Origin of the sequence: Rudanella lutea DSM 19387 (assembly GCF_000383955.1) — a bacterium.
Classification (GTDB): Bacteria; Bacteroidota; Bacteroidia; order Cytophagales; family Spirosomataceae; genus Rudanella; species Rudanella lutea.
Genome location: NZ_KB913013.1, coordinates 5,667,012 through 5,686,691, shown reverse-complemented (window position 1 = coordinate 5,686,691; position 19,680 = coordinate 5,667,012). Strand labels below are relative to the sequence as shown.

Here is a 19,680-nt window from a genome sequence, read left to right as displayed (position 1 = left end):
CCCGAAACCATACCCCCTTACTTAAACACCTCTTCGACCGGGTCGCCAACGCATGCACTCGGTTCCAGAATTCCCAACAAGGCACAGATGGTTGGGGCAATATCGGCGATACGCGTCCGGCGCAGGGTCTGACCGGGCTTCACACCCCAGCCATACAGCAAAAACGGCACATGGGTATCATAAGCGTACGTGGTGCCATGGGTAGTCCCCCGGCTCCGGCCTTCGAACCAACCCGCCTGCAACATGACCTGAAAATCGCCACTCCGATTCGGAAACACGATGTTTTCAAACAGGGGTTGCAGGTTTACCGGCAGCGCTTCGTCGCCCAACCGGTGCAGGTTCACTACGTTGACTACGCCACGCTGCTTCAGCAACGCCCGCTTCACCACACTATAAGCGTCATCGAGCGAAATTTTCTTCTGCGCCAGCAGATCATGATTCATATACACCTGCTGGTTGAAATACGTCAGGGTCCAGTCGCCGGGGCCAAACGCTTCGACGAGGGCTTTCTTGACCGCATCGTTCAGTTCACCCCCGTTTTTCACCTCAGCCGGAATCCGGTAGGTCTGGGCAAAACCCGGAATATCAGCAACGCCATGATCGGCCGACAAAAATGCAGTCCAGGCACCTTTACCCACGGTGGCATCCAGTTGCGCAAACAGATCGGCTAATTGCCGGTCGAGCCGAAGGTAGTTATCTTCCGTTTCAACGGCATGCGTACCAAAGGCGTGACCGATATAGTCGGGTGATGAGAAACTCACGCACAGCAGATCAGTGATGCCGTCCTGCCCCAGTTGTTCGCCTTTGAGGGCGGCCAGCGCAAACTCTTTCGTGAGGGCATCGCCAAAGGGGCTGGTACGCAAAATTTCATACTTGCTGTTGCCCGCTACCGTCACAAACTCATGCGGGTGCACGGCTTTGGTTTCGCCGGGTAAGGTAGCCTCATACGGCTGATCATCGGGAGCACTTTCGGTATACTGTTCAATGGGCAACAGGGTCTCCCACTTCTGGGTCAGATAACCGTCGGGCAAGCGCCGGGCGTTGAAATCCTGTACCCACTTTGGCAGGTCTTTCCGGTAGAATGTACTCGTGATCCAGTTGCCGTCTTTTGAATCGAACCAGTAGGCACCATCGGCAGCATGACCAGCCGGTAAAATAGACCCCCGATCTTTGAGGGCTACACCCACTACTTTGGCCCGCCCGTCGGTAGCCAGTTTGAGTTGGTCGCCGATGGTGGTCGAGAGCATATTTCGGGGCGACATAAGGCCTGCCCGGCTGGTAGACCCTACCGTTTGCACAGTGGTATCTTCGGCGCAATACGCAATCCGGCCCAGCTTCCGGTCGTAAAACTCATTGCCAACAATGCCGTTGAGCGCCGGGGCCGACCCCGTGTAAATAGCCGCGTGACCCGGACCCGTGTACGTAGCCGCGTAGTGGTAATGATTATTCCGGCAGTTGAAGCCTTCGGTCATCATACGCCGAAAACCACCATTTGAGAATTTATCGTAGTAGCGGTAGAGGTAATCGTAGCGCATCTGATCGACAACAATACCAACTACCAGTTTGGGGCGATCCGGAAAACTTGGGGTTCGGGGGGCTGTAGCGGCCGAGGGACGTTTTTGCTCTTTGGCTGCGTTGCGGGTTTGCGCAGAAGCATTGAAACAAATAGACAATAGGGAAGCCGCCAGAATCAGGCGTCCGAAACGGAAATGTTGCATAATGATTGATTATTCCAACTTAAAGGTACAAACAAAACACAGCACGGTTTTTTTCTTACTTTAAGGAGCCTCTTTAATTTTAGGCCGTACGTGTTGAAGTGAACCTTGCCGAACGCCTATACACCGTTGAGGAATATCTCGCGATGAGAAGATGGGGCCGAGATCAAATTCGATTCCATTGACGTTGACCTGCCCAGGCAGGAAATCTACCTCGACGTGGAATTAGCGCCGGAACAGTAAATGAGCGAATGTCGAACCCCACTCTTTCACTCTTTTACTACTTGCTCCGCTCAATCGTGTACTGTACCAGCTGTTCCAGCGAAGTGCGGTAGGTAGACTCCGGAAACGAATGCAGAATGGCCTGTGCTTCGTCGACGTAGCGTTGCATGACAGTCGTAGCGTACTCAATACCTCCCGACCCTTTCACGAAAGCGATGACCTCGGCCACCTTTTTAGGGTTTTCGCTTTCGTTTTTCACCATGTTTATAATTCGGCGCTTATCCCAGTACCCCGCTTTCTGTAAGGCATAAATAAGGGGGAGGGTCATCTTTTTTTCCTTAATATCGATGCCCAGCGGCTTACCTACTTCGGCTGTACCGTAGTCGAAGAGGTCATCTTTGATCTGAAACGCAATACCGACTTTTTCACCAAACAGACGGGCTTTTTCAACCGTTTCGGCATCGGCCCCGGTTGAGCGGGCCCCTACCGCACAACAGGCCGCGATGAGCGACGCCGTTTTTTGGCGGATAATTTCGTAGTAAACGTCCTCGGTTATGTCGAGCCGACGCGCCTTTTCGATCTGTAGCAGTTCACCTTCACTAATCTCACGTACCGCCCGCGATACAAGTTGCAGCAGGTCGTGATCGCCGTTATCAACCGACAGCAGCAGCCCCCGCGAGAGCAGATAATCGCCAACCAGTACGGCTACCTTGTTTTTCCAGAGGGCGTTGATTGAGAAAAATCCCCGACGGTAGTTTGAATCATCTACCACATCATCGTGTACCAGCGTTGCCGTGTGTAGCAGTTCAATAAGGGCTGCTCCCCGGTAGGTAGCTTCGGAGATCGTTCCGCTTACTCCGGCCGTCAGAAACACGAACATAGGCCTGAGCTGCTTACCCTTGCGCTTGACGATGTAATTCATAATCTGGTCAAGCAGCATCACCTCACTCTTCATCAAATCCCGAAATTTGCGCTCGAATAACTGCATTTCGTGGGCAATCGGGGCTTGTATGGTGGCAACGGAAAGAGGCATCGTATCAGGGAGCAGTAAAAGGTGAACAGCTAACAACAGGTGGGAGTACGTTGCTCACCGATTTTTTGGCAATATTACGTCGGTATCTATAGATAATGAAAAACGAATGCTGAATAATGGTTCCGCTACGGCTTAAAGTTCGGATGGTTAGTCAGTATTCAATATGGCTTTTACTTTAGTCGCATGATTGATAATCCGAACCCACCGGGCCCCCAACGGGCCGATATGCATCCCGACCCCACCGTCCACAAAGCTCTGGTACTGGGCGGTGGGTCACTCAAAGGCGCGTTTCAGGCTGGTGCCGTACTGGCTATTCTGGAAACAGGCTTTCAGCCCGATGCCATTTACGGTATCTCGGTAGGTAGCCTCAACGCGACCTTTCTGGCACACGAAGTAGCCCGACAGGAGAAAGAAACTGGCCAAATCAACTGGCCCAAAGCCGGGCGGGCTCTGATGGAGTTCTGGATCCGAAACATCACCCGCCCCGACGATGTCGCCGTTGAGCGCTCCCGGTTCCGAACCGGTTATGATACCCTCCTGAGCCGATTCGATGGGTTTCTGGACAATTCTCCCATCAAGAACCTCATTCGCCAGACCATCAACCTGGAGCAGCTCCGGGGCGGATCGGTACACGTAAAGGTTGGTGCAGTAGATATTCTGAACGGCGATATGGTCTATGCCGATGCCCATGATGAGCACTTTCTCGACTACGTATTTGCCAGTAGTGCTCTGCCGTTCCTGATGCCCGCTGTACAAATCGGGGGCGACCACCGGAAGGCCTTCATGGACGGTGGCCTGCGCGAGGTGGCTCCGTTACGCGTAGCTATCGAAGACGGGGCCCGTCAGATTGTGGGCGTGGCCTGCCATGCCAAACGGATTCCGGGCGAGGCTATTAATTACCGGGGGCTGCTTACTCTGATTGAGCGCGTGAAAGACATTACGGTTAATCAGTTAGTCAACAACGACATTGCCTGGGCCGAACGCTACGCCGACCGCGAACGGCTCCGGGGAAACCCAATTGACCTGATGATGATTCGCCCCGTAGACCCGCTGCACCTGGACCTGCTTCAGTTTACCTCCGACGACATCAGTCGGCTCGTGGTGGAGGGCTACAAGGTGGCTACGGCCGCGCTGAAGTCATAACGTTCGTTCAGCCCGAAGCACGTAATAGTACAAACTACAAATAGAACTAAATGAAAGGGCCCGCCAGAATTTCTGGCGGGCCCTGTACATACAAAACGTTGTGTCTTAGTTGAAGATATAACGCACGCCAAATTGAGCCTGCCAAACAGCGTTCAGCGACACATTGGGTACGAATGAATCCCGCAACAGAACCGTTTTTGAAACACCACCTTCGGTAACTTGCTGCGTAGCCAGGCGATACGAGAGCGCACCGTTGGCACCTACTGTGGTTGCAAGGGGGTTGAACGCAGTTGAAACATAACCTACACCCGACTTATCGTTGAGCAGGTTACCTACGTTGAGGATATCAGCCCGCAACTGAATGGTGTTGCGCTTGCCTTTGGCACCAACGGCTACGTAGAACTCCTGAATGAAGGTGAAGTCAACGCGGGTCAACCAGGGGAACTGAGCACCGTTACGCTCAGCATACTGACCCCGACGGGTCTTCAGGTAATCGTTACCTTCAATGTACGCATCGAACGCAGCCGCCTGCTGAGCAGCCGTGTAGGTAACAGCCGATGGGCCTGAGCCAACTACCAGTGGCAGGAACGTCAGCTCAGATGCACTCTTAGGTACAAAGATCAGGTCGTTGGTCGTCTGACCGTCGCCGTTAACATCCTGGTTGTATGTGTACGAAACTTTCGAACCGCTGTTTGATACCAGACCCAATGAGAAGGTCGATGAACCACCGAACTTACCACCGTAGTTCAGACGATAGTTCAACAAACCAACGATCCGATGACGCAGGTCGTTGTCAGAATACGTAAGCGGCAGGAAGTTCTGACCAACCGTCGAGGGTACGTTAGCTTGTACAGTGCTACCCACGAACGCAATATCGCGAGCTTCACCATACGTGTATGAAATGAATCCACCGAATCCTTTAGTTGCCGGCTTCTCCAATTTCACGGTAGCGATGTACGAGTTACCCTGATTGGTGTTCTTCAAAACAAAGGCATTACTAATTGTTGGGTTGATAAAACGCGCCGTAGTAGCAGCCGTTCCAGACAGACCCAGAGCAGGGTAGCGCAGACGACCATCGGGAGTTGTACCGTTGGGGGCGTTGAGGTTGGCATCAATGTAACGCAAACCGTTCAGGGTCTTGTTGTAGATGAATTCAACCGTACCTACAAAACCAAATGGCAAACGCTGGTCAACCGCAATGTTGGTTTTCCAGATTTGCGGATACCGCAAATTCTGATCCGATGCGTTGATGGCATAGCCCGTCAGGCTGCTGGCACTTGTTGGCGGAGGCAGAATACCGGCCGGCAGCTTGCTCGGATCAGTAACAAACGGAACCCGGGTGTTAGTCAGGTTAAACACAGCCGTGTTAATACCATTGTTACCCAACTGGTTTGAGATCAATACCTCAGGAATACGCGATACGAAGAAACCGCTACCACCCCGAATTTGTGTTGTCTTATCACCTTTTACATCCCAGTTAAAGCCGATACGGGGAGAAAGCAGCAGACGTGGCTTGGGGAACGAACCCGTTGTAATCTTGTAGGGGTCGCCGTTTTCGTCGCGGAAGGTCAAATTCGCAACGCGTGGGTTGTCAAACGATGCCGCATTTGCATTGTCATAGACAAACACATCACCGCGCAGACCAAGCGTCAGTTTAAAGTTCGGCGATGCCTGATACTCATCCTGAACATACGCACTATACAGGTCACGATCCAGACGCTGCAGTGGCTCAGCGCCACCATCAACCAGCGAGTAACGCAGGTTATACCGGTTTACAACTACCGGCGACGTGGTGCTGTTTGGGTTGGTGATCGAAGCCAGAGCAGCAGCTTTGAAGTCAGCGATTGAGTTGTACACGTAAACTCCGTTCGATGATGGGAAGAATACGTTGTTCGACGTGAAGCGTTCGTAAACAACACCAGCCGTCAGCGTGTGCTTGCCCGCAAAGTAGCTCAGGTTGTTTGTAATGTTGAACGTCGAATAGTTCAGTTTATTATTGGGCGTAAACGGATCAAAACCGATTGACGTCAGCGTGTTACCACCCGGCGCATTCAAAATATCAATGGTCGGGAAAATATCCGTTTTGTACGTCCGGTCTTCAATCTGCTTATTGTACGTAACAATCAGGTTGTTAGCAATTTTGTTGCTCAGAGTTGATGTCAACTCGGCCGCAATTGAGCGCGTGTTATCGGCAATGATATAACCGGTGTTTTCGGGCGATAGGGCCAGCGCCGAGTTGGTACGGTTACCGTTACCAGCCGTGTTGCTACTGTTACTGTTGCTGATGGGCACGCCCGATTCTGAGTTGTGGTGCGAATACCGTACCGACAGTTTGTGCTTGTCGTTGATGTTATAGTCGATACGAGCCAGACCTTTGATACTTTTTACCTGGTTGTTGAAACCATCGAATGGTCCCAGCGTCCGGTTAAAGTTGGTTTGCATAAACTGCGTCAGATCATTTGCTTCGGCCTCTGTAAGACGTGAAATATTACCTCCGCCTGTCTGACCGCGATTCAATGACCACGTAAGTGCCGGTGTGCTACTGTCAAATTGCTCACCGTTGACAAAGAAGAACAGTTTGTTTTTGATGATCGGGCCACCCAAACGGAAACCCCACGTGGTTTCGCTAAGGTTTGGAGCCGGGGTGTACTTCACACCATCTACCGTTTTACCAACAAACCGGTCAGAACGGAACAGCGTGTAAGCCGATCCAGAAAATTCGTTTGTACCCGAGCGCGTTACGGCGTTGATACCAGCACCGGTAAAACCTGACTGACGAACGTCGAAAGGCGCTACGTTTACCTGCACCTGATCGAGGGCGTCGAGCGAAACAGCCGTCGTACCCGTCCGGCCACCAGCTTGTGCTGAGCTACCCAGACCAAAGCCGTTGTTGAACACAGCACCGTCAATAGTAATGTTGTTAAAGCGGCTATCCTGACCAGCAAACGACTGACCGTTGCCGTACGGGTTGAACTTCGTAATGTCGTTCAGCGTACGGCCAATGGTTGGCGTCGTGTTGATGGTTTCGCGACCGTACGAGATAGCGGCCCCCGTGCGCTCTGAGCTGAAAATATCCGAGCGGTTGGTGGTGATCACTACTTCGTTCAGGCTCGTGCTTTCGTCAACCATTTTAAAGTTGGCGTCGGCCGTAGTACCGAGGCTCGCAAATACGTTGTTCAACGCCTGCTCCCGGAAACCTACATAGGTTACTGTAATTGTGTACGGTCCACCAACCCGAACGTTCGGAAATGTATAAACACCCGATGCATTCGTAGTTGTACCATACCGGGTACCTGATGGCGTGTGTACGGCAATGACAGTCGCTCCTGGCAGACCATCGCCCTTACCGTCAGTAACAAAGCCGTTGATGGCCGACGATGTTACCTGTGCCAAAGCTGCACTACCGCCAAGAATAGCCAGTAGCATACTGCCGAACAGCAGGAGCGCTGCTCGTGATTGCAGTAACTTTTTGTACATAGATTTGATTGGTTTGGTTGATAATGTCATGAAGTCCGTATGGGTTGGACTCAAGGTGTTCAATTCCGGGTGCAAAATTGCATTTTTTTATCGGTGACTTCAAAGCACCGCGTCTTAAAAAAGTACTACGATTTTCTTTTGAACGGGGTTATTTCATGGAAAAAGTCATTTACTCCGCGTATCCATTCTATTTTGGGGTATTAATTTTTTGTTAAGCCTTCAAATATTTTTGCCAGAAACTATTTATCCGCTATTTGGGTACTATTCTAATTCAAGTCATTCTCTTACGCACATCGTACAATGCTCTCCGAATCGACGTATCAACTTACTCAATATAGTCATGGGGCGGGTTGTGGCTGTAAAATTGCCCCCAAAGTCCTCGACAAAATTCTCCACGGGAACCAGTCGAACGAAACCGAGCGACCCGATACCGACCTCGTCACCCCCTCCCCCACTTCGACACTGGCCAGCTTACTCGTTGGCAACGACGCCCGCGACGATGCTGCCGTGATGGATTTGGGCAATGGTGAGGCCATTATCAGCACCACCGATTTTTTCATGCCCATCGTCGACGATGCGTTTGATTTTGGGCGTATAGCCTCAGCCAACGCTATCAGCGACGTGTACGCCATGGGTGGTGAGCCTATCATGGCTATTGCGATTCTGGGCTGGCCGATTGACAAACTCCCCCCCGAAGTAGCCGGACAGGTACTGGCGGGGAGCCGAGCTATTTGTGCACAGGCGGGTATTCCGCTCGCCGGTGGGCACAGCATCGACTGCCCCGAACCGGTGTTTGGCCTCGCCGTGACGGGTCGGGTACGTATTGAGCACCTGAAACAAAACAACACTGCTACCGAGGGGTGCCGGTTGTATCTGACCAAACCGCTGGGTGTAGGTATTCTGACAACGGCCCAAAAGAAAGGCCTCCTTCGCCCCGAACATGCCGAACTGGCTCCCCGCCAAATGGCCCAATTGAATTCATTCGGGGCCGTGCTGGGCAAACTTCCGTACGTGAAAGCCTTGACCGACGTAACTGGCTTCGGCTTGCTGGGCCACCTAACCGAGATGGCCGAGGGTAGCGGGCTAAGTGCCGAAGTCGACTTTGCGGCCGTTCCGAAACTGTCGGTAATCGACGATTACATTGCCCAAAAAAGCATTCCGGGCGGCACCGTTCGCAATTGGGATAGCTACGGCCACAAAATTGCTCCGCTCACCGACAACCAACGGATTATTCTGGCCGACCCACAGACCTCGGGTGGCTTACTGATTGCAGTAGCCCCTGAACATACCGACGAATTTGAGCAACTGGCCAGCCAACACGGTTTCAGTCTGCACTCGTTTGGGCGATTAGTTGCCCAACAGGACAAAGTTGTTTACGTTCACTGATTCGTTGTTCACTGTTCGTTGTGTTTATGAAACTCTTTTTTCGTGAAGTGGGCGACCCGGCTCACCCTACCATCATTATTCTGCACGGCCTGTTTGGGTCGTCGGACAACTGGCTTACCATCAGCAAAAGCATTGCCGCCGAGGGCTACCACGTCTATCTGATTGATCAGCGAAACCACGGTCAGTCGCCCCGGCACGAGGTGTTCGATTACGACAGTATGGCCGCCGACCTGCACGAGTTTATCCGCGAGCATAACCTCCACAAACCGGTACTCGTTGGCCACTCAATGGGCGGCAAAACCGTGATGCAATACGTGATGAACTACCCTAACGAGGGTGATGCGGCCGCCAACCCGTCGTACAGTAAAGTAGTAGTGGTGGATATTGCGCCCAAGTTCTACCCGGTACATCACGGCGAAATTTTGCGGGGGCTGGGTGCCATTAATCTGGCTACGCTCAACAACCGCAACATTGCCGACGAGACCCTGAAAAATTACGAGCCCTCGCCCACAGTCCGGCAGTTTCTATTAAAGAATTTGTACCGCACCGCCGAAGGCCGGTTCGACTGGCGAATCAACCTGCCCGTGATCGAACGCGAAATTCATAGCGTGGGCGAAGAACTCAACAACCCACGGATCGTAACCGAGCCAACTCTGTTTATTCGGGGAAGCGAATCAGGCTACATTGCTGATAGCGACCTGCCGGGCATCCGGAAACTTTTCCCCAACAGCCGCGTAGAAACCATTGCCGACGCCGGGCACTGGGTACAGGCCGAAAAACCGGCGGAGTTTGTTCAGGCGCTTATCGGCTTTATTAAAGGTCAATAAACGCATTTCGTTCATAGTCAATCCGCTCCGAAACGGGCGGCCCCTAAATAACCTGACACAACTGTGCCAACGCTTTATTTAATACCCACTCCCCTTGCCGAAGGAACGGCTCCGCAGGTACTACCGCCCTTTGTAAGCGAGGTGGTGAGCCGTACCGATGCGTACTTTGTTGAGAACCTGCGCACAGCCCGCCGATTTATCACCGAGCTGAAAACCGGCCGGGTCATCGACGAAACCACGTTTCATCTGCTCGACAAAGACACGCCCCCTGCCGACACACGCCGTCAGATTCAGGAGCTGATGGAGCAGAAGCGCAACGCGGGCGTCATGTCGGAGGCTGGTTGCCCCGGTGTGGCCGACCCCGGTGCCGTGGTAATTGGTATGGCCCACAAACTCGGCTGGAAAGTGGTACCACTCATCGGGCCATCGTCTATTCTGCTGGCCCTGATGGCCTCAGGCTTGAGCGGGCAGTCGTTTGTCTTTCACGGCTATCTGCCCATTGACCGGCACGACCGGGCACGCACGCTCAAGCATCTCGAAAAAGAAGCCCAACAGCGGTTGCAAACCCAGATTTTCATGGAAACGCCCTACCGAAACAATCACCTCATGGGCGATATTCTGACTCATTGCCATCCCGAAACGCGTGTCTGTGTGGCCTGCAACCTAACTGCACCCGACGCGCTGGTGCAGACCAAATCTGTGCGCGAGTGGAAAGCCAACGTGCCCGATTTACACAAGAAACCAACGGTGTTTCTACTTTTGTAATATGCTTCAATCGTTCACCTTTTCGCCATTTGCCGAAAACACTTACGTCATCGCCGATGAGACGGGGGTTACACCCCGCGAGGCCGTTGTGATTGACCCCGGTTGTTATGATCAGGCCGAGAAAGAAGCCCTGGGTGCCTTTCTGGACAGCAACAACCTCACACTCAAAGCCGTTTGGCTCACACACGCTCACCTTGACCACGTGTTTGGCTGTGCGTACCTGAAACGCCGGTACGGGGTTTCGGTGTTTATGCACGCCAACGAACAGGTCATTCTGAACGATACACCCAACCGCGCGGCCATGTACGGCCTCCGTGGTTTTGAGCCGTTTGAGATTGACGGATACATTCAGGAAGGCGATACGCTGACCGTGGGGAGCCGTGCATTTGAAGTCCGGTTTGTGCCCGGCCACGCACCGGGTCACGTAGCCTTTGTGAATCATGCCGACTGGTACGTGATTGGGGGCGATGTGCTGTTCCGCGAAAGCGTTGGACGCACCGACTTCCCGTACTGTAATGCCGCCGACCTCAAGCGGAGCATTACCGGGCAGTTATACACCCTACCCGACGACTATACCGTGTATCCGGGACACATGGACCCCACAACCATCGGTCACGAGAAAAAGCACAACCCCTATGTACGTGGCTGAGTGACGAAGAAGGGAAGAAAACCAAACCTTTCCTCCCTTCTCCTTCCTCCTTTTCTCCCATTGCTTTCCTATGCTCAAACATCTTCCCAACGCCATGACCTGTGGCAACCTGCTGTGTGGTTGCTTCGGGATCGTACAGGTCTACGCCGGTAACTTACCGCTGGCAGCCGGGCTTATTTTTGCGGCCGCCCTACTCGATTTTGGCGATGGGTTTGTGGCGAGGCTCGTCAACGCCCAATCGGCTATTGGCAAAGAACTCGACTCGCTTGCCGATTGCGTCACGTTTGGCGTGCTGCCCGCCTTCATCATTTTTTCGCTGCTTGGGGCCTTTACCGAAGGGTTCGAAACCCTGTCGCTCCAAGGCGATTACCTGCCGTATGTTGCATTTTCGCTGGCGGTATTCTCAGCACTTCGGTTGGCCAAATTCAACGTCGACACGCGGCAGAGCGATTCGTTTATTGGCGTACCCACACCGGCTAACGCGCTGGCTGTAGCGGCCTTTCCGCTCATGATTGCGTACGGACAACCGGGGGCCGACCTGGTGCAGCAACCGTGGTTTCTGGTCGGGTATTCGCTGGTGATGTCATATTTGCTGGTGGCCGAACTGCCGTTGATGGCATTCAAATTCAAAACGTTTGCCTGGGCCGACAATCAGATCAAGTACATTTTTTTAGTCCTTTCCACGCTACTCTTGCTATTTTTGCAGTTCGCGGGCCTTCCGCTCATTATTCTACTGTACATTCTTTTTTCACTCGTTTTCAAAAAGTAGCGGTCCACAAGCAGTTGGTAGCCGGGAGATACACCCGGTAGCTTTTCGCCCGGATTGCCCAATGATTGACTCATGAAATACCTCGCTCAGATCGACGTAATGACCCGTAAGGAGATTCTTGACCCGCAAGGCAAAGCTGTAAAGCTGGGGTTGCACAACCTACAGATGGACGCGATTGATAATGTGCGGATTGGCAAACACATTACGCTGGAGGTCGACGCCGAGACGGAGGATCAGGCTCGCCAAACCGTTGATTCGGCATGCCGCCAACTGCTGGCCAACCTGATTATGGAAGAGTACACATTTACGCTGCAACCGGCTTAGTCATTCATTGGCGAGGCATCCGCCTGACTATTTTTGGCAGCTAATTAACCTGCACTTCATCGTTTAAAGGGGCGTTAAAAAGTCCAACAACGCCTATCCAATATCCAATATCCGGCGAAGAAGTGCTATTTTTACAGCACTTTCAGTCTTTCTCATGACGTACTCGACCATAACGGGGTTGGGCTTCTACGTGCCCGAAAACGTAGTGACCAACAATGACCTGACGCAATATATGGAGACCTCCGATCAGTGGATTCAGGAGCGAACCGGTATTCAGCAGCGTCGATATTTCACTTACGGTAAAGAAACCAACGCCAGCATGGCTACGGCAGCTTCGCGCATGGCACTTGAGCGGGCGGCCGTACAGGCACAGGATGTGGACCTGATTGTGTATGCCACCATCACGCCCGACTACTTCTTTCCCGGATCGGCCTTCCTGATGCAGCGCGAGCTGGGGCTGGAGGGCATTGGTGTGATCGACATTCGTAACCAATGCTCGGGCTTCGTGTATGCCCTCTCCATTGCCGATCAGTTTATTAAAACCGGTATGTACCGGACTATTCTTGTAGTCGGTTCCGAAATTCAGTCGAGCTGGATTAACAAAAGCACGGCGGGCCGCAACGTAGCGGTTATTTTCGGCGATGGGGCTGGGGCCGCTGTGGTGCAAGCTACCACCGACCCGGAACACCGCATTCTGTCGACCCACTTGCATGCCGACGGACGCTTCGCCGAAGATTTGTACGTGAAAGATCCCGGCAGCAGTCGGCCCGGACGAGCTGCAACCAAAGAGATGATCGACGAAGGCGGCTTCGATGTGGTTATGAACGGCAATGCGGTATTCAAGCACGCCGTGGTTCGGTTTTCGGAAGTAATTAACGAAAGCCTGGACGCCAACGGATTCAAGCCGAGCGATATTTCGTTGCTGGTGCCGCATCAGGCCAACGTCCGAATTTCGGAGTATGTACGGCAACAAATGGGCTTATCCGAAGAACAGGTGGTGAGCAACATCCACAAATACGGTAACACAACCGCGGCATCTATCCCAATCGCCATGACCGAAGCTTTCGACGAGGGCCGCATCAAACCCGGTGACCTTATCTGCCTGGCAGCTTTTGGTAGTGGCTTCACCTGGGCATCCGCGTTGATAAGGTGGTAAAAAAAGAGGGAGAACGGAGGAAAGGAGGAAGGAGGAAAAAAGAAGGAACACAAGTACGGCATTCCTCCTCCCTCCTCCCTCCTCCTTTCTCCCCCCCATTAATACGTCCCTACCGACAACATTACCAGCGTACAGGCATCGATCGGTTCGATGCCTGCTTCATTTAGCTCCCGTTCGAAAGCGGGATTTTCAGCCCCGGGGTTAAAAATAACCCGCCGGGGCTTCAGTTTTTTTATGTAGTCGTAATAGCCGGTCTGATTCCGGGCCCCGACATACATCGTGATCGTATCAACATCGGTCAACTCCGGCAAGCCGGTCAGAATGGGCTTACCCCGCACCTGCCCCTCTCGCAGGCCAATCATTTCGATTTCGTGGCCATGATTCAACAAAGAAACTGCAGCCCGGTTGGCATATCGGTCAGTCTTCTCGGTAGCACCCAGAATCAAGGTTTTTCCTTTTCTGCTCATTAGTCTTATCTATTCAGAAGGGCATTTATCCCCCTACTGATACTATTACGCTTGTTGGGGCCTCAATGGTTCAACAAGTTTAGCCTACGACTCGGTAGAGATATAGATATTGTTTAACAATTATAGAAAAATATTAAACAATATAAAGGCAACAAAAGAACCTTTGTGGAGGTTTTACTTAAAAATAGAGCCGAACTTTCGGCTTTTATCACCCATATACGTCGCCCGTAGCCTTAAAAAGATCATTTTCAGGGTCTTTTAACTTGTATATCCTGACTATCGCGTTGTACATTTGTTAAACAACACTCAGCGCTAGACTAGGTAGACCTATAGTGCGGCACAAACGTCTTGGCAAATGAATGACAAGAGAAACCAGAGTTTCTGGAATGAAAAGTGGGTGCCGATTGTATTCGATCAAATCGAAAACCCACCCCGGTACGAAGTATCAAACTATGGCCGAATTCGTAGCTTTCAATCAGGCAACGGAGAGGGCACAATTATCAAAGGCTCGGTGATTCAGGGGTATCGGACACTGAACATCCGGGTATCGGGCAAAACGATCAACCGATACGTGCACAAGCTGGTAGCCGAGTACTTTCTGGATCGCGAAGAGGAGACGTGTTCGTATGTGATTCATCTGGATCACGATAAACACAACAACTATTACCAGAACCTGCGCTGGGTGACCAAAGACAGCATGATTGAGCATAACCGGCACAATCCGAACATCAAACGCCCGGAGATTCCGCTACGCACCCGTAACTACAAGCTTACAGAAAGCAAAGTGAAGATCATTAAGAAGTTGCTCCGGAACGACAAAAACCGGTTGAAGATGATCGCCAAGCAATTTGGTATCACGCACACCCAGTTGAACCGCATCCGGTCGGGTGAAAACTGGAAACACGTAACCATCGATAACGAGTAGAGTAACGGGCTCGCTTCTAATTCGGGTTTGTACCAAGGGGATTAATCCCGATCGGTGCAGACCCGTTTTTTTTGGTTATCACCGGCGTAAAATCACCGGTAAGGGTACGGGCCGAACTAATCGTAGCCGGGTCTGTGAGGGGCAGCGAGATAAAAAATGATGTGCCGACATCTTCCGTGGTCTCGAACCAGATACTGCCCCCAGCATGGTCGATTCCGCGCTTGGCAATGGCCAACCCAAGCCCTGAACCTCCCTGTTTGGTACTAAAATTGGGCAGGAAAATTTTGTTACGGATAGCCTCCGGTATTCCAGCCCCGTTGTCGTGCACTTCAATATTGACCAGATCGTCGCTCGTAAACAGTTTCAGCTCGACCGTAGGCCGACGACCCGCCGGCACCGACTGAATACCGTTGATAATCAGGTTAGTCAGGATTCGACCCATCATGTGCCGGTCGCCCCGCACCATAATCGGGCCTGTTTGCACCTGCCGGGTAAGCGAAATTCGGGTATCATCGGCGTACAGATCAGCCGCCTTATTGAGCACCGACGAGATTTCGAACACCTCATTTTTGGGCATAGGCATCTTCGCAAACTCCGAAAACGAGGTGGCAATGTCGCTCAGATTATCAATCTGTTCGAGCAGAGAATCGAACGTCCGTTGCAAAATCCGGCGGGCGCGGGTATCGCCCTCACCAGCGGGTAGCGTGCGCTGAAGCTGTTGCAGGGTGAGCTTCATGGGCGTCAGCGGGTTTTTGATTTCGTGCACTACCTGCTTGGCCATCTCGCGCCAGGCCGACTGTTTTTCGCTCTGCGACAAGGCCAATTTACTATCCTGAAGCTTTACCAGCATCCGGTTGTACTCGCCAATTAGCAAGCCAATTTCGTCATCTGACTTCCATTCGAGGGGCTCGTTCAGCTTGTCCAGATTGGTTCGCCGGATTTTCTGCGTCAGAATTTTCAGGGGTCGGGTCAGTTTGCGCGAAGCCACGTACGACAGAGCCATGAAAATGATGAACAGAAACATAAACACGTTCAGCGCCGACGCGATCACCTCGCTCACTTGCCGGTCGAGGTCGGGCCGGGCGTAGAAATACGGAATACTCAACACACCCAACTGCCGCCCATCGTACGAGCGGATATTGGTGTACGCCGTACGGTACGGCTTGCTTCCCAGCGATTCGTCGAGCAGAACCTGATTTTCTTTATTCTCAATCAGGTGAACGTAAGCTTCGGGATTGATAAACTTCGACAGGTGGCCCCCTTCGTAAATAAGTGGTCGCGACGACGAAAACAAGCGTCCTTTGGTATCGAACAGATTGATATCGACGCCAGCATCGTGGGCAATCTTTTTTAGTTCTTCCTCCATAGCCGCCTTACTCCGGCGTTCCTGCGCGTACTCATCGAGGTAGGTCAGGAAATTGGCGGCAATGTTCCGGGTATTGCTGATGTAAGTAGCCTCCTGATTTGCTATGTAGTTGGAGCTAATCACGCTCAGGATGATGAGCACCACCAGCAGCAACGGCAGGAAAAAAGCCAGATTGAGCAGAATCTGAATCCGGGTAGAGAGGTTGATGCTGAACCGCGACAATCCGTATTTGACAGCGTACACCGCAATCACAACCAGCACCGTGATAACCAGCACCAGAAACAGAAACGAAAAGTTAGACAACATACTCTGATACGGGTAGTTGAGCGATGATACCACCACCGTCCGGCCGTTTTTCCCTCTCAGGCCTACGTGCTTGTACTCGTTGATCACCAGACCTCCGTTGTACAGCGAGGCATTACTCAGTGCGTTGAGCGGCAATTTTCGGTCATAATTGTACGGACCGTCGCTGTAAATCAAGCGATTTGGATGGGTTTGACCCAGTGGGGGGCGACCGTAAATCGCGTAGCTGTAATCCTGCGCTTCGGGGAGTTCGAAAAGCGGGTTATCAACAAGCAACTCGGGATATACATTCTTGGGCAATCCTCCCCAGAGCCGCAATCGTAACACAATGTATCCAATTGTCGCGTTGGTTTGGCTTTTACGAATCTCGATAAACTGCACGTACTGCTTGATAAACGTGCTGCCGACTTCGTTGACAAAGAACAGATTATTGTACTGGGTTTTGTACCGCTCCTGCCCAAATTGCTCGCGCAGTTGCTGCAAACTTTCACCCGCCAGCGCCCGGTCAATGGGATATCCATTTGCATCGAACGACAATACCTCAGTATCGTACTTATTGAAATAGCGGTCGAGAATCGCCGTTTTCACGTGTTGCTGAATTCGACCGGGGGCCAGTAGCGTATCGTCCATGAACCGCTGAATGTCCGGGTCCCGGCTAATCACTTCGGCTGATTTTTGGAGTAAAAACTCGCCGAAATCATCGTTTTCGGCCAGCAGCCGCATCCCGAACTCGTTTTTCTGGGCAACATCTTTCCGAATTTCCTGCTGATACACCACATACGTCGTCATACAGGCACACACCAGTGCCGACAGAAACAGGTAGATCGACGTACGGTACTCAAACGCGTACAAGGTGCGGGGAAAACGGCTAAGGTACAGAAGTAGGAAAAACAGGCCATTGACAATCCAGATCGGATCATTGAACGCATCTACCGTGTAGAAACCAATGGCGGCCAGCACACTGGCAATCCCGATCGCCAACACACCGAGCCAGGGCGTATCAACAAACCGGATGTACAGGCTTCCAAGCAGGTTCAGGGCTAAAAAATAGATGATCGAAATCGAGACAAAAACAAGCAAACTGGCCGCTTTGAGGCCGTTGAACCGGATATTGAGGGTAATATCGAGCGTAAACTGCGACTTGACGTAGATGTTGTTCAACTCCACGAAGCACGCGTAAAACGTGCCGTAACTAAGCAACACACATACAAGTGCTAAGGCCCAGCGGCTCCACTGAGGGAAATGAATCAGCCGGTTGTACAAATGCGACCGGAAGTAGTACAGCACCAGATACAGCAACAACATGGCCACCACCACGCAGTTGAGCAGCATGTCGCCCAAAGAAGGGGCCAAAAACGACGATGCGTAGAATTTGGGGTTAAACAATTCCGTTTCAAAAAACAGAAACGGCACACCAAAATAAAGCATTACCCCCCGCAAAATGACAAAATACAGCGCGAGCAGTGCAAAGCCAGCCCCATAATGCCGGCTCCGGCGCAAGCGTACAATTTGCAATCCTACGTACAGGCCCAGAAACAAAACGGCCAGCGAACCTAAAATAACGGTATTAACCGGTGTAGAGTCGTTCCGAAACGCATCGACGCGCGGAGGAACAACCGAGAACAGGAACCCCGCTTTGGGCTCGTAAATGTTCTGGTAGGCCGTTGGGCTCCGCACCCCGTTGATCTGCTGCGGGTCGAGCCGGAACAGATCGGCGTTATAACCCGATTGCAAATAACTGCTGGATGTTTTGTACTGCCGATAGATATTAACTAGCGAATAAATAGCCAGAACATCGGCCCCTTTACGCACATTCAGCCGACTAACCAGGTACCGCCCCTGTTCAAAATCAACGAGCTGAGGCCGGTTTACGGATGCCACGGCCGCATAGTTTGGCACAAACTGGTAATCGGACCAGAATAGAAGTTCGCCGTTTTTGAAAATGAAATACGGGTAACGTGTTGGCTGTTGAAGTCCTGAAAAAGAGTAATCCTGAGCCAGCCGAACTTGCTCGCCAACCTGTTTCAGCTCTTCATTACTAACGGCCAATTCAGCCCGAACACGATCACGCACCAACGACACATACTGCTCGTCGGTAGCACCGGGGGCTCCTCGTTCCAGCAGCGTGTAGCAAAGGGCCGACAGAACGACCAGAAGTACCGCCAGAATCAGGAAGATATGCTTCTCAATGTGTTTCACAAGACAGGGTGAGGCTTCGGGGCTCTTCCCACTAAAATCATGCCAACTTACGCCTTTTCGACGGTGAATCCGCGCCCCTCTTCACCGGCTTCGAAACCAATTTGCGCCCCTAAAACATACAGAAGGTGTTTGCGGTCGATAATGACACGCACCCCTTCTACGTTATACACTTCGTCGGTTGGGCCGGGGGTATCGAAGCCCAGCAACCAGGAGGCCCCGCAGCCCCCTCCGCGTACACCCACCCGAAGACCGTATTCAGCCGGAATCTTCTGATGGTTTAAGGTATTTTGAATTTGGTAGTGGGCTTCGGCCGTAATCCGAACGGGTTGATCAAGCATAGGTAGTTTTCCGGAAGGCCTCCAAAACAGGCCCTCTAGTCAAAGTTATTTATTTTTGCCCAAACAAGCAGACTGAACAAATGGAGTTAATTGCTGACTTACTCAAGTTAACCATACCGGCCGCTCTGGTTTTATACGGTATGTTTCTGACCGTTAAACTGTTACTGGAACGTGAAGCAGCCCGGCATCAGAACGACGTGAAAACCCGCTATACCGAAGCTGTAATTCCGATCCGGTTGCAGGCCTATGAGCGAATGATTTTGTTTCTGGAGCGAATCAGCCCCAATCACTTGCTGGTACGGCTCAACGGCAGCGCGACCACCGTACTCGATTTCCAGCAGCGCCTGCTGGCCGAAATCCGGGACGAGTACAACCATAACCTCTCGCAACAGGTGTACATGAGTGAGGTCGTCTGGGATCAAATTCAGAATGCGATGAACGAGGTCACGATGCTTATCAATCAGGCCTCCGGTGATACGTCGCCCGAAGCCCCCGCTATCGACCTATCGAAGCGAATTTTTGAGCGGATTGTTCAGCGCGACACGCAACCCACCGCTGCCGCAATTCGGGCAGTAAAAGAAGAAATTCAGCAGTTGTTTATGTAGACTCCTCCCCT

Annotated in this window: 16 protein-coding genes; 10 read left to right on the top strand and 6 right to left on the bottom strand. The window is 52.1% G+C overall.

The genetic code is table 11. The features are described 5' to 3' along the window. Positions 1-17 precede the first annotated feature (17 nt). Both pafA and RUDLU_RS0123350 read right to left on the bottom strand, forming a co-directional pair. Entirely contained in the window at positions 18-1,718 is a 1,701-nt protein-coding gene (pafA, locus tag RUDLU_RS0123355) for an alkaline phosphatase PafA (RefSeq protein WP_019990866.1), read from the bottom strand. A gap of 277 nt (positions 1,719-1,995) precedes the next feature. Further along, the gene (locus RUDLU_RS0123350; RefSeq protein WP_027303329.1) at positions 1,996-2,970 is read right to left on the bottom strand and encodes a polyprenyl synthetase family protein; all 975 of its coding nucleotides are present in this window, start codon (positions 2,968-2,970) and stop codon (positions 1,996-1,998) included. Between the two features lie 183 nt (positions 2,971-3,153). Between RUDLU_RS0123350 and RUDLU_RS0123345 the strand changes: the two genes are divergently transcribed. Continuing rightward, positions 3,154-4,113, top strand: coding sequence for a patatin-like phospholipase family protein (locus RUDLU_RS0123345; RefSeq protein WP_019990864.1), 960 nt, complete (start codon positions 3,154-3,156; stop codon positions 4,111-4,113). Positions 4,114-4,218: 105 nt separating this feature from the next. Here the strand turns inward: RUDLU_RS0123345 and RUDLU_RS0123340 are convergent, their stop codons facing one another. Then, positions 4,219-7,590 (bottom strand): TonB-dependent receptor, encoded by a 3,372-nt coding sequence (locus RUDLU_RS0123340; protein WP_019990863.1) that lies wholly within the window; start codon positions 7,588-7,590, stop codon positions 4,219-4,221. Positions 7,591-7,890: 300 nt separating this feature from the next. Here RUDLU_RS0123340 and selD point away from each other — a divergent pair, with 300 nt between their 5' ends. From selD to RUDLU_RS0123305, 7 genes are all read left to right on the top strand, one after another. Further along, entirely contained in the window at positions 7,891-8,976 is a 1,086-nt protein-coding gene (gene selD / locus RUDLU_RS0123335; protein ID WP_019990862.1) for a selenide, water dikinase SelD, read from the top strand. Positions 8,977-9,002: 26 nt separating this feature from the next. Continuing rightward, positions 9,003-9,803: an alpha/beta fold hydrolase gene (locus RUDLU_RS0123330; protein WP_019990861.1), complete on the top strand. Its 801-nt coding sequence runs from the start codon at positions 9,003-9,005 to the stop codon at positions 9,801-9,803. A 63-nt stretch (positions 9,804-9,866) separates the two neighbouring features. Further along, a complete protein-coding gene (locus RUDLU_RS0123325; protein WP_019990860.1) occupies positions 9,867-10,568 on the top strand; it encodes an SAM-dependent methyltransferase in 702 nt (233 codons plus the stop codon). 1 nt (position 10,569) lies between these two features. Next, the gene (locus tag RUDLU_RS0123320; RefSeq protein ID WP_019990859.1) at positions 10,570-11,217 is read left to right on the top strand and encodes an MBL fold metallo-hydrolase; all 648 of its coding nucleotides are present in this window, start codon (positions 10,570-10,572) and stop codon (positions 11,215-11,217) included. Between the two features lie 70 nt (positions 11,218-11,287). Then, a complete protein-coding gene (gene pssA / locus RUDLU_RS0123315) occupies positions 11,288-11,986 on the top strand; it encodes a CDP-diacylglycerol--serine O-phosphatidyltransferase (protein WP_027303328.1) in 699 nt (232 codons plus the stop codon). Positions 11,987-12,058: 72 nt separating this feature from the next. Then, positions 12,059-12,310 (top strand): phosphoribosylformylglycinamidine synthase subunit PurS, encoded by a 252-nt coding sequence (gene purS, locus RUDLU_RS0123310; RefSeq protein WP_019990857.1) that lies wholly within the window; start codon positions 12,059-12,061, stop codon positions 12,308-12,310. Between the two features lie 154 nt (positions 12,311-12,464). Continuing rightward, positions 12,465-13,466: a 3-oxoacyl-ACP synthase III family protein gene (locus RUDLU_RS0123305; protein WP_019990856.1), complete on the top strand. Its 1,002-nt coding sequence runs from the start codon at positions 12,465-12,467 to the stop codon at positions 13,464-13,466. Positions 13,467-13,564: 98 nt separating this feature from the next. Here RUDLU_RS0123305 and RUDLU_RS0123300 read toward each other — a convergent pair whose 3' ends face one another. Continuing rightward, positions 13,565-13,933 (bottom strand): CoA-binding protein, encoded by a 369-nt coding sequence (locus RUDLU_RS0123300; RefSeq protein ID WP_027303327.1) that lies wholly within the window; start codon positions 13,931-13,933, stop codon positions 13,565-13,567. A gap of 355 nt (positions 13,934-14,288) precedes the next feature. Between RUDLU_RS0123300 and RUDLU_RS0123295 the strand changes: the two genes are divergently transcribed. Beyond that, positions 14,289-14,858, top strand: coding sequence for an NUMOD4 domain-containing protein (locus tag RUDLU_RS0123295; protein WP_019990854.1), 570 nt, complete (start codon positions 14,289-14,291; stop codon positions 14,856-14,858). Between the two features lie 16 nt (positions 14,859-14,874). On the opposite strand, the gene RUDLU_RS28030 is transcribed toward RUDLU_RS0123295, so the two are convergent. Both RUDLU_RS28030 and RUDLU_RS0123285 read right to left on the bottom strand, forming a co-directional pair. Beyond that, positions 14,875-18,726: a sensor histidine kinase gene (locus RUDLU_RS28030; protein WP_019990853.1), complete on the bottom strand. Its 3,852-nt coding sequence runs from the start codon at positions 18,724-18,726 to the stop codon at positions 14,875-14,877. A 47-nt stretch (positions 18,727-18,773) separates the two neighbouring features. Continuing rightward, entirely contained in the window at positions 18,774-19,064 is a 291-nt protein-coding gene (locus tag RUDLU_RS0123285; protein WP_019990852.1) for an iron-sulfur cluster assembly accessory protein, read from the bottom strand. An 80-nt stretch (positions 19,065-19,144) separates the two neighbouring features. Here RUDLU_RS0123285 and RUDLU_RS0123280 point away from each other — a divergent pair, with 80 nt between their 5' ends. Continuing rightward, entirely contained in the window at positions 19,145-19,669 is a 525-nt protein-coding gene (locus RUDLU_RS0123280) for a DUF7935 family protein (RefSeq protein ID WP_019990851.1), read from the top strand. The last annotated feature ends 11 nt before the right edge of the window (positions 19,670-19,680 follow it).